The sequence below is a fragment of the Inhella inkyongensis genome (assembly GCF_005952805.1).
Taxonomy (GTDB): Bacteria; Pseudomonadota; Gammaproteobacteria; order Burkholderiales; family Burkholderiaceae_C; genus Inhella; species Inhella inkyongensis.
Genome location: NZ_CP040709.1, coordinates 2,356,831 through 2,371,663 on the forward strand (window position 1 = coordinate 2,356,831; position 14,833 = coordinate 2,371,663).

Sequence of the window (14,833 nt, forward strand, 5' to 3'; positions counted from 1 at the left end):
CACCCCCATGGAATTCCTGCTCGACCCCAATGTCTGGATCGCCTTCGCGATGCTCACCGCCCTGGAAATCGTGCTGGGCGTGGACAACATCATCTTCATCTCCATCCTGGTGGGCCGCCTGCCCCCCGAGGTGCGCGACACCGCCCGCCGCCTGGGCCTGGGCTTTGCGATGGCCTCGCGCCTGGCCCTGCTGTTTTCGCTCAGCTGGGTGATGGGCCTGAAAGCCGACCTCTTCCATGTGCTGGGCAATGGCATCAGCGGGCGCGATCTGGTGCTGTTGTTGGGCGGTCTGTTCCTGCTCTACAAGGCCTCGCACGAGATCTTTGTCGAGGTTGAGGCGCGTGAGCAAGATGGACCGCCCGCCGCTGACCCCGTGGCCATGAAGGCCGCCGGCAAGAAGCTGTTCTGGAGCGTGATTGCGCAGATCGCGGTCATCGACATCGTGTTCTCGCTCGACTCGGTGATCACCGCCGTGGGCATGGTCGACCAGATCGGCGTGATGGTGGCGGCCGTGGTCGCCTCGGTGGCCGTGATGCTGTTTGCCGCCAAGCCCATCGGCGAGTTTGTGGACCGCCACCCCTCGGTCAAGGTGCTGGCCCTGGCCTTCCTGGTGATGGTGGGCATGGCCCTCACCGCCGAGGCCTTCGACGCCCATGTGCCCAAGGGCTATATCTACGCCGCCATGGCCTTCTCGCTGGCGGTGGAGGCGCTCAACATCCGGGCGCGCGCCAAGCGTCGAGCGAAGAGCGCCTAACGCAGCGCGGCCGCTGAACGCAAGGCGGTCGCTTCGCGCGCCAGGCGCGTGATGCGGCCCCAGTCGCCGGCCTCCAACGCGTCCTTCGGGCACAGCCACGAGCCGCCGCAGACCTTGACGTTGGACAGCGCCAGGAACTCGGGGGCGCTGGCCGGCGTGATGCCGCCGGTGGGGCAGAAAGCCACATCCGGGAAGGGCCCGGCCAGACCCTTGAGCAGCTGGACCCCGCCCACTGCCGTGGCCGGGAAGAGTTTCAGAAAGCTGTAGCCGGCATCAAAAGCCTGCATCACCTCACTGGCCGTGGCCACACCGGGCAACAGGGGCAAGGCCGCCTGTTCGCAGGCTTGGGCCAAGGACGGACTGAAACCCGGGCTGACGGCAAACCGCGCCCCAGCCTCGCTGGCACGCAGCGCGTCCACCGGGCTGCGCAGGGTGCCGGCCCCGACGATGGCCTCCGGCACCGCGCGCGCCATGGCTTGAATAGCCGCCAGCGCCACCGGCGTGCGCAGCGTCACCTCCAGCACCTTGACGCCACCGGCCACCAGGGCCTGGGCCAGGGGCACGGCGTGCTCCAGGCGCTCGATGACGATGACGGGAATGATGGGGCCGTGGTCGGCCAGGTCGATGGGGTTCAGCATGGTGTTCACAGCCAGGTGATGGCGCCTTGTTCAGCGGCGCTGACGTTGCGGCGCATGCCGCCAAAAAGTTCGCGGCCTAGGCCGTGCGCGTTGTCCTCGGCCTCGGCCGCATCCAGCGTGGCCAGCGGCCGCGCAGTCCAGGCCGCCTCGTCCACCAGCGCCTGCAAGCTGCCCGCAGCGGCGTCCAGGCGGATCAGATCGCCGTCCTTTAGCCGAGCCAACGGCCCGCCGGCCAGGGCCTCGGGGCTGACATGGATGGCGGCCGGCACCTTGCCCGAGGCGCCGCTCATGCGCCCGTCGGTCACCAGCGCCACCCGGAATCCTTTGCCCTGCAAGACCGCCAGCGGCGGGGTGAGCTTGTGCAACTCGGGCATGCCATTGGCCTGCGGCCCCTGGAAACGCAGCACCACCACCACATCGCGTTCCAGCTCACCCGCCTTGAAGGCGGCCAGCATCTGCTCCTGCGTGGTGAAGACGCGCGCCGGGGCCTCGATGCAATGGTGGGTTTCCGGCACGGCCGAAACCTTGATGACCGAGCGACCCAGATTGCCCTCCAGCAGCTTCAAGCCACCGGTCGCGCTGAAGGGCTGCGCCGCAGCGCGCACCACCTCGGGCGCGGGCGGCGCGGCGGGCGGGTCGCGCCACACCAAGGCCTCACCATCCAGACCCGGCTCGCGGGTGTGCGCCCGCAGGCCCTCGGGGGCCATGGCGGCCACCTCGTGCATCAGGCCGGCATCCAGCAGCTCGCGGATCACGAAACCCGGACCGCCGGCGGCCTGGAACTGGTTCACATCGGCGCTGCCATTCGGGTAGACACGGGCCAGCAAGGGCACCACGGCCGACAGATCGGAGAAATCACTCCAATCGATCAGGATGCCGGCCGCACGCGCCACCGCCACCCAGTGAATCAGGTGGTTGGTGCTGCCGCCCGTGGCCAGCAGCGCCACCATGGCATTGACGATGCAGCGCTCGTCCACCAGTTCGCCAATCGGCTGGTCCAAGCGGCTGAGCAAGAGGCGCACCGCTTCATCGGTCAGCTGCTGGCGCAAGCCACTGTGCGGGTGCACGAAGGCGCTGCCCGGCACATGCAGGCCCATGGCCTCAAGCAGCATCTGGTTGCTGTTGGCCGTGCCGTAGAAGGTGCAGGTGCCGGCCCCGTGATAGGCCGCGTTTTCGGCCTCCAGCAACTCTGCCCGCCCCACCTTGCCCTGGGCATAGAGCTCACGCACCTTGGCCTTGTCGCTGTTCGATAGGCCCGAGGCCATCGGCCCGGCGGGCACGAAGAGCATGGGCAGATGACCGAAGTGCAGCGCGCCGATCAGGAGACCCGGAACGATCTTGTCGCAGATGCCCAGCAGCAAGGCGCCGTCAAACACATCGTGGCTGAGGGCCACGGCGGTGCCCATGGCGATGGTGTCGCGGCTGAACAGGCTGAGCTCCATGCCCGGCGTGCCCTGGGTGACGCCATCGCACATGGCCGGCACGCCACCCGCCACCTGCACGGTCGCCCCCAGGCGGGCCGCCGCCGCGCGGATCTGCGCTGGGTAAGCCTCATAGGGCTGGTGGGCCGACAGCATGTCGTTGTAGGCCGTGACCACCGCCAGATGCGGCGCGCGTTCGGCCACGATGCGCAGCTTGTCCTTGGGCGGCATGGCCGCCACCGCATGCGCCACATTGGCGCAGCCCAGTCGATCCGAACCCCGAGGGCGTGAGCGCAGCTGCCGCAGTCGCTCTAGATAGGCGCTGCGCAGCGCGGCCGAGCGCGCCTGGATGCGCTGCGTGACGTGGTGCAGAACCGGGTGCAGGGGGATGGCGGCCATTGCATGTAACTCATGGTTCCAGAATTAAGTAACCATATTACATCGCCAACCCCAGGCCGGGGCCGTCAAGGAGAAATCTGACGCCGTTTCGGGGTCGATTCAGGCTCGGCCTCCTGCATACGCCGCAGGTCCGCTGCCGTGTCCACATCCTGCAGCACGCCGGGGTCGTCCACTTCAACGGCCTGCGCCGCGTAGCGGGCCAGCAAGCGGCGTGCGCCCTCATCGCCTTGAAGCGCAATCAGCTCGGAGTACATCTCGGCCCCGAAACCCACCGGATGGCCGCGCCGACCCTTGTACTGGGCAAAGACCACGGGGTCGCTCATCAAGCGCGCGGCAACCGCACGCAAGGTGGTCGGACTGATCTGGGGCATGTCGCCAGGGAGGATGAGCCAGCCGGGGGCCGAAGCGGCGGCGCTGACGCCCGCCGAAATCGACAGTCCCATGCCCTCCGCCCCACGGGGGGCCGGCGGCAGCACCACCATGTCGCGCGCCGCGACCTTGCTGCGAATCAGCGGCGCCAAGGCCTCGGTGCACACCACCAGCACGCGCATCTGCGAGGCCAGTGCATGGTCGAGCGTGCGCCCCAGCACGGTGCTGGCACCCAGGGGCTGCTGCAGCTTGTGACCGGGCCCCTCAAAGCGGGAGCCTCGGCCTGCGGCCAGCACGATGACGACGGGGAGCCCGGTGTTCACGCCTCGCCCTCCTTGAGGCCCACGACGGACCTCGACAGGGTTTCAGAATGCGCCCAAGCGGCGAGTCGCCCAATGGGGCCTTCCATTAAGTGTTTGCCGCCATCGGGGCGATACTGACCCCATGAATTGGCTATCTGACATGCGAAAGAGCTATGAGCGCGGCGCTCTCGATGAAGAGCACGCCGCGCTCGACCCCCTGGATCAGTTCCGGATTTGGTTTGAAGAGGCGTTGGCGGCCAAAGTGCTTGAACCCAACGCCATGACCCTGGCCACGGTCGGCGCCGACGGTCGCCCCTCGACCCGCATCGTGCTGGTCAAGGAATTCGATGCGCGAGGGCTGGTCTGGTACACGAATTACGACAGCCGCAAGGGCCAGGAACTGGCCCAGCATCCCTATGCGGCGCTGCAGTTTCACTGGGTGGCCATGGAGCGCGTGGTGCGCATTGAAGGTCCGGTCGAGAAGGTCGAGGCGGCGCTGAGTGATGCCTACTACGCCAGTCGCCCCATCGATTCGCGCCTGGGCGCCTGGGCCAGCCCGCAGTCGCAGGTGATTACTGGGCGCGGCGTGCTGGTGGCCAACGCCGCCAAGGCCGCCGCCCAGCACGGCCTGGCACCGAAGCGGCCGCCGCACTGGGGCGGCTACCGCTTGGTGCCGGACCGCTGGGAGTTCTGGGCCGGCCGCCCCAGCCGCCTGCATGACCGGCTGCGCTACACGCAGCAGCCCGATGCGAGCTGGCTGCGTGAGCGGCTAGCGCCTTAAAAGATCAGGCCCAGGCGCAGCTGGGCATTGCGCCCGGGCAGCGGCGCCAAATCGCGCACCGTGGCCAGGGTGCTGGCGTTGTAGGCCAGGGCATTGCCCAGGTTCTGCAGCTTGAGCTCCCACAGTCCGTCCAAGCCGCCCAGCTTGAAGCCCTGGCTCAGGCTGACATCCAACCAGCGGTAGCCCGGCGTGGCCCGGTCATCGGCGGCGACGCGGGTCTGCGCCTTGGCGTGACGCGCATCGACGCGCAAGGTCCAGTCCCCCTGACGCAGTTGCAAGCCCAGGCTCAGGCGCTGCGGCGCCAAGCGAGGCAGCGGCTCGCCGCCCGCGCGCTCACCGCGCACGCGGTCCAGGCTGCCGGTGAGCTGCCAAGCCCAGCCCCCCAGGGTCCAGCGATGACTGGCCTGGACTTCATAACCCCACAGCCGCGCCGGCACGCCCTCGAAAGCGTAGACCGGCACATGCGCTTCCACTTCCTCGGCGCCCCCCTCCTCACCATGGTGGTGCTCGGCTTCGACCTCCTCGCCGGTCGCGCGCAGCAAGAGGTAGTTCGCAAAGCGCTGCCGATGCAGATTGAACTGGAAACTGCTGCCCCCCTGCGCGTAGACCAGGGCCAGCTCCTGCCCCTTGGCGCGCTCCAGCCCCAGATGGGGATCACCGCGCTCAAAGGCCGCCGTGGCCAGATGCAGGCCGTTGGCAAACAACTCGTAATGGGTGGGCGCACGCTGGCTGTCGCTCCACTGCGCCTGCAGGCTCCAACCCGGAGCCGCCTGCCAGCGACCTTGCAGTGCCAGGCTGCGCGGCGCGAATCGGCGTGACTGCGCCGCCCCAAAGCGCGGCTCCTCGGCATCCGGCGCGTCGCCTGCGCTGCTTTGCTGCACCCGCTCCTTGCGCGCGCCGGCGCCCAAGGTCCACGCCCCTTGCTGCCATTGCTCAAACACAAACAGTCCCTGCTGGCGCGTGCGGGTGCTGGGCACAAAAGCCTCATCGCCCAGGGCCTCAAAGGCTTGTGACTCCCACTGCGCACCAAAGGCGCCGCTGAGGCCCGCCATGGGGCGATGGGTCAGTTCCAGCCGGGCGTCGCTGCCGCGCAGCGCAAAGTGCGTTCCCACCTCGCCACTGCCTTCGATCTCATCGTGCGCATAGCGCGTGCGGGCGGCCTGCCAGCGCAGGGCCTGCAGCCAACCCTCGGCAATACGCCACTCGCCCTCATGGCCCAGACGCTGACGCTGCATGGCGATGCGCACATCAGGTTCCGCCGTCACCCCATAGCCGGCATGAAAGTCATCCAGACTCAGGCCCGCAAAGCCAGCCGGACCCACCCACCCTGCGCCCACTGCCGCCGCACGCTGGCTGCCGGCCGAATTGCGCACCTCGCGTGCCGATTCACCTTCGGCCACAAAGAGCGGGCTGCGCTGGTTCTCGCTCAAGCGGCGGCTGGCATCGGCATGCCAAGCCCAGCCCGATTGACCGCGCTCGGGGGCGAAATCCCACACGCCGGCCACCTGACGCTGGGAGGCCGCACCGCCCCAGCGGGTCTCCACGGCGCCGCTGTGACCGCCCCGGGCCTCTTTGGGCACGCGGTTGTCCAGGCTGTTGATGACGCCCCCTAGCGCATTGCCACCATAGAGCAAGGCGGCCGGGCCGCGCAGGATCTCGACCGACTCGATCACCAACGGGTCCAGGGCCACCGCATGGTCCGGAGAGAGCGAGGCCGCATCGAAGGCCGACCCCCCATTGGCAAGGATGCGCAAGCGGTCGCCATCCAGCCCGCGCAGGATGGGGCGACTGGCTTGCGGGCCGAAGGCCGAGGCCGCCACACCGGGCAGTCCGTCCAGCGTGGCGGCCAGGGAATTGCCGCGCCGCGCCGCCAACTCATCGCCACCCAAGCGGGTCGCCCAAGCGTCTTGCAAGGTGTTGCGCAGCGGGTTGCCGGTGACCACGACGGGAGGAAGGTTCTGCGCCTTCTCGGCCGGGCCCGTGTCCGACTTGGGCTCAACCGATGGAGAAACGGGATCGGTGGCTGGAGGGGTGGATGTCTGGGCCTGGACAGGCAGAAGTGCGGACAGGCAGGCGCACAGCGCCAAGAGCGCCGTCGGGCGCTTGGAAGAGGATGTCATGGTGATCAGCGAGCAAGGGGCCGCGCTAAAGCGACAGACAAGCACGACCCGAAAGAGACACGGCGGCGCGGCCACAGCACAGCTGCAACACAGCTGCAACACGGCCACACCGGCACACAGAGGAAGCTGATCAGCCCTGTGGCGGCCCTCGGGCGCTGGCGCGCCACAAACCATTGGCCAGACGCTGCGCCTGCGGCAGGCACTGAAGATCGCCGGCGCTGAGGGTCGGCGGGAGCTGCAGCCCCAAAGGCAGCGGTGCGTCGCCCGCGCCCAAGTCGTCCAGGGCCTGGCACAGGCTATCGCCCGGCTCGTGCGCCGCCACCCATTCCAACTCGGTGGCGGGCGCCAGCCCCTTGGCGTGCGCCACGCCGTGCACCAGCAACAGCTGGCGCGCCAGAATCAGCGCCAATATCAGCGCTAAAAAACACAGCAAACGCAGACCGAGCTTCGGCCCGCTGCGCAACATCCACCGATTCATGGGCTGGGCTTGGCCTCAACCACGCGGTAGTACAGGCCGTAGGGATCGTCCTTGAGGACCGCCAGCAAGCCCTCCACCACCACCGGCTCCAGGCTGTAGCGCACCGGCACCGTGCTGCGCACCTCGATCAGCCCTTCAGGCCCGGCCGGCACGCAGAAATTGCAACTGGTGGGCACGCTGGAGAGCAGAAAGTGCTTCTGCCGATCCCCAGGCTCCAGGGGCATCATGAAGCCCTGCACCTTGACCTTTTGCTGGTGCAAGGCTTGCACGGCCGCCGGAAAACTGGCCACGATGCGCTTGTTTTCGATCCGGGTGCTGACGCTGGCCAACAGGGACCAGGGCAGCACCCCGGCCTTGTCCTGCAGCGGCTTGAAGGGGCTGCGCGGGTCGTGATAGCCCGGGCCCTGCCCCACCACCGGAGTTCCCGGCGCCGGCTGCGCACGCAGGCCCGCGCCACCCCACAGGGCAAGCAAGATCAAAGCGAGAGCGGGCCGACGAATTTGCATAGCGGGGCGCATTGTGCCAAGGCGCTTCAGCGCGGCGCCTGAAGCAACAGCCCCACATCCGCGCGCAGGGCCACCCAGGCCGGACCGGCTGCGGCGAGAAGCGCCATGCCGGCGGCCAGGGGCAACAGCCAGAGTTCATGCGCGCAAACGTAGAGCGCATCCAGTTGCAGCGAGCGCGCCTCATTCAGGGCGTGGGCCAACAGGGCCAAGCCACCATGGGCCATTGCCAGCCCCAGCAGCAGTGCAGCCAGCACCAAAGCCACGGCCTGGGCGGCCACCAGCAACGCCAAGCGCCACGGGCCAGCGCCCAACATGCGCAACAGGGCCAGATCGCCCTGGCGTTCGCGCACCAGGGCCAGCAGCGCCACAAACACCGTCAGCAAGGCACTGACCAAGAGCAAGGCCCCCAGCCCTTGCAGCACCTCACGCCCCACACCCAGCATGCGCAGCAAGCGGGCCGACTCCAGAGCCGGTGCAGCGGCCTGCAGGTCCGTTTGGGCATTCACCCAGCGCGGCAGCATGGCCGCGCCCAATGGACTGCGATAACGCACCAGGAGCAATGAGACTTCACGCGCGGACTCGGTCTGCTGGGCGCGCTCCGTCTCGTCTCCGTGGTCTTCATGGTCGCCATGTTCCTCATGCAGTTCCCAGACCGAGCGCAGATCGGTGAGCACCAGGCGATCCAACACCGAGCCACTGGGGGCCAGGATGCCCACCACCGCATAGCTGCTGTCGCCATGCGCCGGCCCGGACTGCGCCAGGCCATGGCTGGCCATGAAGCGATCTCCCACCCGCAGGCCCTGTGCCTTGGCGACATCTGCACCCAAAACCACCTGCATCGGTGCCTGCCACATCTGCCCCTGCTGCAGCCGCCCGCCATAGAGCGTCAGGTATTCGGGCGTGCTGCCCACGATGCGCCAGCCGGCCAGGCTGTCCCCCAGCGATAGCGGCAACACCTGCGCCACCAGTGGCTGCGCCCGCAGGCGCTCCACGCTCGCAAATGGAATGTTGCCGCTCGGTGAATCCAGATGGAACACGCCGGCCAGCATCAGTTGCATCGGGCTGCCCTTGGCGCCCACCACCAGATCAATGCCGGCCAGATCGCGCTGCACACGCGCCTCGATCTGCTCGCCCACCAGCAGCACAAACGCCACCGTGGCCCAGGCCAAGGCCAGCACGCCGAGCTGCATCAGCGTGGCCAAGGGCCGCCGAACCATCAGGCGCAGGGCCAGGCTCAACCAGCGCACGGGGCCTCCGGCTCACTCAAGTTCATGGACTGCAGACCTGGCAGATGCGCCATGCCCTGAACGACTCGACTGTCATGCGTGCTCAGCAGCAGGCTCAGGCCCTGCTCCTGGACCACTTCGGCCACCAGATCCATCAGTCCCCGCGTGGCGGCATCGTCCAGGCTGCTGCTGGGCTCGTCCAGCAGCAAAAAGCGCGGCCGGCGCATCAGCGCACGCGCCAGCGCGGCGCGCTGCAGCTGACCGACGCTGAGTTGGTCCGGGCGGCGGCCCAACAAATGGCCCAGGCCCAAACGCTCGCTCAAGCCCTGCAGTCGCGCCGCGTCGGGGCGCAGGCCGCAGGCCAGCTCCGGCAGCTCCAGGTTATGGCGCAAGCTCAGGCCCTCCACTAGGTGCAAGCGCTGCGGCATCAGGCTCAGGTGCGCGGCGCGCCACGCATCGAGGGCACCCGGACTCAAGGTGTGCAGGCTCTTTCCCATCAGCCAGACTTCACCTCGGCTGGGACGGCGCAGGCCGCTGAGCAAGGCCAGCAAGCTGCTCTTGCCCGAGCCCGATGGGCCGCGCAACAACAAGTGCTCGCCAACGCGCAACTCGCCATCCGGGAAACGCAGCCCGGGCCCGCCTGCAAAGTCCAGGCCTAAACCCCGCCATCGCAGGCTGTGGGGGGCGCTGTCCGCCGCCAAAGCCACGCCTCAGGCGTCCGGGCGCAGCAGCGCCGCAAACCGGCGCCCGAAACGCTCGACCTTGGGCGCCACCACAAAGCTGCAATAACCCGCCTCAGGATTGCGTTCGAAGTAGCGCTGGTGATAGTCCTCGGCCGGGTAGTAATCACGCAGCGGGCAGATCTCGGTGACCAGCGGCGCCTCGAACCGGGCAGCCTGCTCGGCCAGCACCTGCTGGGCCAGCGCCTGCTGGCCGCTGTCCTGGTAGTAAATGCCCGAACGGTACTGGGTGCCCACATCGGCCCCCTGGCGATTCAGCGTGGTCGGGTCGTGGATGGCAAAGAAGACCTCCAGCAAGCTGCGCAGCGCAATCTGCTCCGGGTTGAAGCGAATCTGCACCACCTCCACATGGCCGCTGGCGCCTGAACACACCTGCTCGTAACTGGGGTTCGGCAGGTGCCCATTGCAGTAGCCGGACTGCACCGCCTGCACCCCGCGCAGGCGCGTGAACACCGCTTCCAGGCACCAAAAACAGCCGCCCCCCAGGGTGATGGTCTCCATCATTGTCCGTCCTCTGCATCAAGAGCCGGCGAGCATATCGCCGGGCTGCCCACGAGCTGAATCAGCCTAGAAACGGCAGTTGGACACGGCCGAGTGCGCCGTGATGCGGTGCGCTGGCAAGGCGTAACGACGCAGCGGGCTCGCGCCCGCCAGGAGGAGCAACGCAGCCAGCGTGCCGCAGCGCCGTGCAATCGGCTGTGTAGCGCACTCACCCGAGCGGTGAAGGGGGGCGTGAGCGGAAAACTCAGCAGTGCCGAGGACTTGCATGCGGAGACGAGCGGTCAACTGCCGTTTCTAGGCTCAGGGCAGGCTCAAACCCAACTCCACATGGGGTTGCCAATCCGCCTTGGCTTCGGCCTCTGGGCGAACCTTGGGCGCCGCCAGGAACAGGCGCTGCAGCGGCAAGCCCTGCGCCACCAGGGCATCGCGCACGGCAGCGGCGCGCGCCAAGGCCAGCTCACGCACATCGTCCTGCGTCACCTTCTCGGCCGCCTGCAGACGGGCCAGCATCTCGCCCTCGGGCAGGGTCTTGAGCAGGCCGAGCAGATTGCGCGGGCGATCCGGCAGGGGCCGACTGGTGTAGAGCGCACGCAGCAAACGCGCGCGCTCGCTGTCGGGCAGCTTGAGGCTGGCCGCCTGATCGGCTTGGCCCCGCTCGCGCGCCCAGGCCTGGCGCAGTGCGGCCTCGACCCGCTCGCGCGCCAGGGCCGGCGCCTCCAGCTCGGGGTCGTACCAAGACGTCAGGGTAAGGAGCAAGGCGGGCTTCTGCTTCAAACCCTCGGCCAACTGAACCATCTGCGTGAGCTGCTGCGACGCACCGCCTTGCTCTGCCCCCAAGGCCAGGCTCCATTGCGTCGTCCCAGGCGCAAACACAAGCCGTCCGGCCGCTCCCTGCTCGCCGCCGCCCGACATCCAAGCAAAGGGCGAGCTGACCACCTTGACGATCAGGTTACCAATCAGCTTCCAGACCAAGGCGCCGATGCGGAACTGCGGGTCCTGCAGCGAGCCTTCGATGGGCAGATTGATGTCGATCACCCCCTCGCGGTCCGAGAGCAAGGCCAGGGCCAGACGCACGGGCAAGGACGTGGCCTCGGGGCTGTCGACCCGCTCGCCCAGCGTCAGCTGATTCAGCACCACCCGGTTGTCGGCCTGCAACTGCCCCTCGGGGCCGAGGCGGTAATGCAGCTGGCTGGAGAGCTTGCCACGCTCAATTGCATAACCCAGGTACTTGCCCGAATAGGGGGAAAACAGCGCCAACTCAATGTCGCTGGCCTGGGCACGCAGATCCAGCTGGGGCGGCTGCAGCGCCGGGTGCAGCTCACCCTCGACATTCAGCACGCCCGTGCCGGCCACACTACCGCTCAGGCGCAAGGGCGCACGCTGCCGTTGCTCGCTGTCAAACCGCCCCAGCTCACCACTGAGCCGGCCCAATTGGGCGCGGTAGCTCGGCTTGACGAAGCGGTCCTCAAAGTCGACCGCTGCGTTCTCCAGCCGCACACGGCCGACGCGAATCCGTGGCGCGGGACTGGCTTCGGCGGGCTGCGCGCTGGATGGGGCTGGGCTAGTTTGCGCGTCCACCTGGCCGCGCAGCCGCAACTGGCCCTGGGCGTCGATCAGCAGTTGCGCCTGCAGGCCCTGTAGCGCCACTTCCTCGGCGTGGAACTGCGCGCGCTCGCCAGCCAGCAGGGGCCAGCGCACATCCAGACCCAGCGCGCCCAGGCGCTGCCAGGCCAGCAGGCCCTGATCGACCCAGCGCTGCGACGCTTCCTCGCGCACGCTGACCAAATCCAAGGACTGCAAATCGGCCGCGCCGCGCAGCTGCAGCGCCTGCGCATCGGCCCGCAAACTCAGTTCGGCACCCACCAGGGCATCCCGCAGGCCCAGGCCCAGATGGGGCGGCAAATAGCTATCCAGCACCGCCAAGGGCCAGCGCCGCAAACTCAACCGGCCGTCGGCCCAAGGGCTCTGCGCCGTACCCAGACTGGAAACCTGTCCTCGCCACTGCAGCAGAGCCGGGTTCCGTTGAGGGCCACTGCGCAAACCCAATTGCAGCGAGGCACTGGTCAGCCGATCGCCCTCCCAACGCAGCGGACCGGACTGCAGTTGCAGGTCACGCCCCTGCCAGAGGGTCGTGCGCTGCACCTGTCCGGCGTCTTGCAAGGGCCGAGACAGCGTGTCCTGCCATTCAATGCGCCCAAGCGCCAGCTTGAATTCATCCAGCCCCAGACGCCAGGGCGCGGCTTGGGGCGAAGGCTCGGCCGTGGCGCCGCCGCTCGCTCCAGACGACCAAAGGCCGTCCGCATCGCGGCGCAATCGCAACGCCGCCCCCTTGAGGCTCAAGCTTTGTGCGCGCAATTCACGCTGTCCGCCCCACACCAGGCCTGCGAGTTGCACTTCACCGTTTTGCCACTGCAAATCATCACCATGGCGCAGCTGCAAGCCCTGAGCGCTGAGCTGTTCCACCTCGACCTGAAGCCGCTCACCGGGCCCAGGCTGCAGGGGTTGCGTGAGACGGACCTGACCCTGGGCCGCCACCTGCCCTGCCAAGCCCCAAGGCCGCCCCGCGCCGTGCCAGGCCTGGGCGACAGCCAAATCCAACGCCGCCAGCTGCCACTGCGCCTGTAGCTCTTCGGTCAGTAGCGCGCCCTGCGCATCGGTCTGCGCCAGGGCACGGCCGGACTCATCGGCCCAGCGCGCCTGCAGCTTCCAACTTGCAGTCTTGGCCGGCTTGGAGGCCGCGTGGACAGGCCCTGCGAGGGGCCACTGCAAATCGGTCACGCCGCCCTCCAAGGCCACAAGCTTCAAGCCCTTCATGCCAGCAGGCTTGAGCGACGCCTGCTCCGCGCTGAGCGTGAGCGAGCGCAGCTGGAACTGCTGCTTCAAGGGCTCCGAGGCGAGCAAGTCCAAGTCCAGACCAGCCCCTTGAACAGAGCGCAGAGGCCCCTGCGCCAAACTCAAGCCCAGGCCCTCAACCTTCAGACGACCACTCAGACCCAAATACGGCGCCGCCTTGGGCGGCATCAGAAAGCGCAGGCGCAAGGCCCCGTCAATCTGCCCCCCTTGCAGGCGCAGACCCAAACTCTGAGGCAACCAGGGGTCCAGCTGGGCCAGCTCGAAGCCTTGCCAATTCAGGCTCAGCCCGGCCTCGGGAGTGGCCAAAAAGGGCCGGCTCTGAACCTCAGCCGCGAACTCACGGCCTTGCCAGCGGCCGCTCAGACGGGGCTGAACATGAACCTCCACATCATCCTGGTGGGTTGAAAGAAAGGGCAGGCCCAGGGTCAAGTGATCCAGCACCAGACGGGGGCCATCGGCCTGCTGCAACTGCACCCGACCACCGCTCAGGCTCAGGTTGTAGAGCGCCCAAGCCAAGGCTGGCCCGGTGCGCTCCGGGCCTGACTTGAGCCGGGCCAGCACGTCATCCACGCTGGTGCGGCCGTCTGACTCGCGGCGCAAATTCAGCTGCGGACCGCGAACGCTGAGCTCGCGCAGCACCGGCATGCGTCGCCACAGGCTTGACGGCGCCAGCGCCAACTCCACCCCCTCCAGGGTGAAGAGCGGTTCGCCCTGATCGCCGCGCGCGGCCACCACCAAGCCTTGAACAGCGACACGCCCGCGCAATAGTGAGAGGTCGACCGCCTCGACGCCTACCGTACGCCCAAGGGCCTGCTCCATTTGGGCTTTCAGCTGCGCCTTGAGCCAAGGCTGCAGGGCCCAGGGCAAGGCGGCCAACACGCAAACCAAACCCAAAAGGAACGCCATCAGCCCAAGGGCCCAGCGGCGCGCTGTACGGTTCGCAGTCAGTTTCATGCCCCGATGCTAGAAGATGAGGGCATGCGCAACTTGATCCTGCTCCTGATCCTGCCGCCAGCCGGCCCTTTGCTGCTGATTCCGCTGGCTGCTGCGTGGCGCCGGGCGCGCCTGGCCTTGATGTGGATCAGCGCTGCCGCCGTCTGGATTCTGTCCAGCGAAGCGTTTACCGCACCGCTGACTAGAGCGTGGTCGCGATCTGCGCCAGCATCAGTCACCTTGACGCAAGCACAAGCCTGGAGCGGCCAACCCGATGCCGTGGTGTTGGTACTGGGTGGGGGGCTGCGAGTCGGCGCGGGGCCCGAAGGGAACTACGCGCCCAAACTGGAAACCCTGGAACGACTGCAGCGCGGCGTTTGGTGGGCACGTCGGCTCCAGTTGCCCTTGGCCTTCACCGGGGGGCGCAGCCCGGCCGCAGCACCGGATCAGCCCAGCGAAGCAGCCGCCGTGCGCCAGCACTTGGCCGAGCACGGGGACACCACGCTGGCCTGGGCCGAGGAGCAGTCCATCAACACCCGCGAGAACGCCCGCCTGAGCGCACCGCTGCTGGCCCAAGCCGGTGTCCGCAAGGTGATCCTGGTGACCCACGAGCAGCACATGAAGCGCAGCCTGCGCAACTTTCGGCAGGCCTCGCCCGCCATCGAATTTCTTCCCGCGCCGCTGACCCAGGCGCCGCAACCTGGGTGGAACGCACAAGACTTCATGCCCAGCTTCCAGGGCATTCGGCAAGGTCGCTACCTGGTTTATGAATGGCTGGCCTACGGAATGGGGCATTGAAGAATGCGGCACGG

Annotated in this window: 13 protein-coding genes; 3 read left to right on the forward strand and 10 right to left on the reverse strand. The window is 68.1% G+C overall.

Translation table 11 applies throughout. The annotated features are described in order from the left end of the window. Positions 1 to 7 precede the first annotated feature (7 nt). Positions 8 to 754 carry a TerC family protein gene (locus FF090_RS11195; protein WP_138856803.1) on the forward strand — a complete coding sequence of 249 codons (747 nt, stop codon included), beginning with the start codon at positions 8 to 10 and terminating at the stop codon, positions 752 to 754. Here FF090_RS11195 and FF090_RS11200 read toward each other — a convergent pair. The 3 genes from FF090_RS11200 to FF090_RS11210 all read right to left on the reverse strand — a co-directional run bounded on the left by FF090_RS11200 (position 751) and on the right by FF090_RS11210 (position 3,904). Continuing rightward, on the reverse strand, positions 751 to 1,392 hold the full coding sequence (locus FF090_RS11200; RefSeq protein WP_138856804.1) for a bifunctional 4-hydroxy-2-oxoglutarate aldolase/2-dehydro-3-deoxy-phosphogluconate aldolase: 642 nt from the start codon (positions 1,390 to 1,392) through the stop codon (positions 751 to 753). The two genes, FF090_RS11195 and FF090_RS11200, sit on opposite strands and share 4 nt — an antisense overlap. Positions 1,393 to 1,397: 5 nt before the next feature. Further along, the gene (edd, locus tag FF090_RS11205) at positions 1,398 to 3,212 is read right to left on the reverse strand and encodes a phosphogluconate dehydratase (RefSeq protein WP_138856805.1); all 1,815 of its coding nucleotides are present in this window, start codon (positions 3,210 to 3,212) and stop codon (positions 1,398 to 1,400) included. Between the two features lie 65 nt (positions 3,213 to 3,277). Next, positions 3,278 to 3,904: a nucleotidyltransferase family protein gene (locus FF090_RS11210; RefSeq protein WP_138856806.1), complete on the reverse strand. Its 627-nt coding sequence runs from the start codon at positions 3,902 to 3,904 to the stop codon at positions 3,278 to 3,280. Positions 3,905 to 4,025: 121 nt separating this feature from the next. Here FF090_RS11210 and pdxH point away from each other — a divergent pair, with 121 nt between their 5' ends. Next, entirely contained in the window at positions 4,026 to 4,664 is a 639-nt protein-coding gene (pdxH, locus tag FF090_RS11215; RefSeq protein WP_138856807.1) for a pyridoxamine 5'-phosphate oxidase, read from the forward strand. Here the strand turns inward: pdxH and FF090_RS11220 are convergent. The 7 genes from FF090_RS11220 to FF090_RS11250 form a co-directional block, all read right to left on the reverse strand. After that, the gene (locus FF090_RS11220) at positions 4,661 to 6,784 is read right to left on the reverse strand and encodes a TonB-dependent receptor (RefSeq protein WP_175423618.1); all 2,124 of its coding nucleotides are present in this window, start codon (positions 6,782 to 6,784) and stop codon (positions 4,661 to 4,663) included. The two genes, pdxH and FF090_RS11220, sit on opposite strands and share 4 nt — an antisense overlap. Positions 6,785 to 6,914: 130 nt before the next feature. After that, complete coding sequence (locus FF090_RS11225) at positions 6,915 to 7,262, reverse strand: hypothetical protein (RefSeq protein ID WP_138856809.1); 348 nt, start codon at positions 7,260 to 7,262, stop codon at positions 6,915 to 6,917. Then, on the reverse strand, positions 7,259 to 7,735 hold the full coding sequence (locus tag FF090_RS11230; RefSeq protein ID WP_246071389.1) for a DUF3299 domain-containing protein: 477 nt from the start codon (positions 7,733 to 7,735) through the stop codon (positions 7,259 to 7,261). Before FF090_RS11230 ends, FF090_RS11225 begins: the two co-directional genes overlap by 4 nt. Before the next feature lie 59 nt (positions 7,736 to 7,794). Continuing rightward, a complete protein-coding gene (locus FF090_RS11235) occupies positions 7,795 to 9,015 on the reverse strand; it encodes an ABC transporter permease (RefSeq protein WP_246071390.1) in 1,221 nt (406 codons plus the stop codon). Further along, on the reverse strand, positions 9,003 to 9,701 hold the full coding sequence (locus tag FF090_RS11240) for an ATP-binding cassette domain-containing protein (RefSeq protein WP_246071391.1): 699 nt from the start codon (positions 9,699 to 9,701) through the stop codon (positions 9,003 to 9,005). Before FF090_RS11240 ends, FF090_RS11235 begins: the two co-directional genes overlap by 13 nt. Before the next feature lie 3 nt (positions 9,702 to 9,704). After that, complete coding sequence (gene msrA, locus FF090_RS11245) at positions 9,705 to 10,238, reverse strand: peptide-methionine (S)-S-oxide reductase MsrA (protein ID WP_138856811.1); 534 nt, start codon at positions 10,236 to 10,238, stop codon at positions 9,705 to 9,707. A 297-nt stretch (positions 10,239 to 10,535) separates the two neighbouring features. Further along, positions 10,536 to 14,042 (reverse strand): DUF748 domain-containing protein, encoded by a 3,507-nt coding sequence (locus tag FF090_RS11250; RefSeq protein WP_138856812.1) that lies wholly within the window; start codon positions 14,040 to 14,042, stop codon positions 10,536 to 10,538. A 24-nt stretch (positions 14,043 to 14,066) separates the two neighbouring features. Between FF090_RS11250 and FF090_RS11255 the strand changes: the two genes are divergently transcribed. Further along, on the forward strand, positions 14,067 to 14,819 hold the full coding sequence (locus FF090_RS11255; protein ID WP_175423619.1) for a YdcF family protein: 753 nt from the start codon (positions 14,067 to 14,069) through the stop codon (positions 14,817 to 14,819). Positions 14,820 to 14,833 lie beyond the last annotated feature (14 nt).

What these genes read in the sequence shown, in the direction of transcription:
- pdxH (WP_138856807.1), top strand. Translation starts at nt 4,026, where the DNA reads ATGAATTGGCTATCTGACATGCGAAAGAGCTATGAGCGCGGCGCTCTC.
- FF090_RS11200 (WP_138856804.1), bottom strand. Translation starts at nt 1,392, where the DNA reads ATGCTGAACCCCATCGACCTGGCCGACCACGGCCCCATCATTCCCGTC.
- msrA (WP_138856811.1), bottom strand. Translation starts at nt 10,238, where the DNA reads ATGATGGAGACCATCACCCTGGGGGGCGGCTGTTTTTGGTGCCTGGAA.
- FF090_RS11220 (WP_175423618.1), bottom strand. Translation starts at nt 6,784, where the DNA reads ATGACATCCTCTTCCAAGCGCCCGACGGCGCTCTTGGCGCTGTGCGCC.
- FF090_RS11250 (WP_138856812.1), bottom strand. Translation starts at nt 14,042, where the DNA reads ATGAAACTGACTGCGAACCGTACAGCGCGCCGCTGGGCCCTTGGGCTG.
- edd (WP_138856805.1), bottom strand. Translation starts at nt 3,212, where the DNA reads ATGGCCGCCATCCCCCTGCACCCGGTTCTGCACCACGTCACGCAGCGC.
- FF090_RS11255 (WP_175423619.1), top strand. Translation starts at nt 14,067, where the DNA reads ATGCGCAACTTGATCCTGCTCCTGATCCTGCCGCCAGCCGGCCCTTTG.
- FF090_RS11225 (WP_138856809.1), bottom strand. Translation starts at nt 7,262, where the DNA reads ATGAATCGGTGGATGTTGCGCAGCGGGCCGAAGCTCGGTCTGCGTTTG.
- FF090_RS11195 (WP_138856803.1), top strand. Translation starts at nt 8, where the DNA reads ATGGAATTCCTGCTCGACCCCAATGTCTGGATCGCCTTCGCGATGCTC.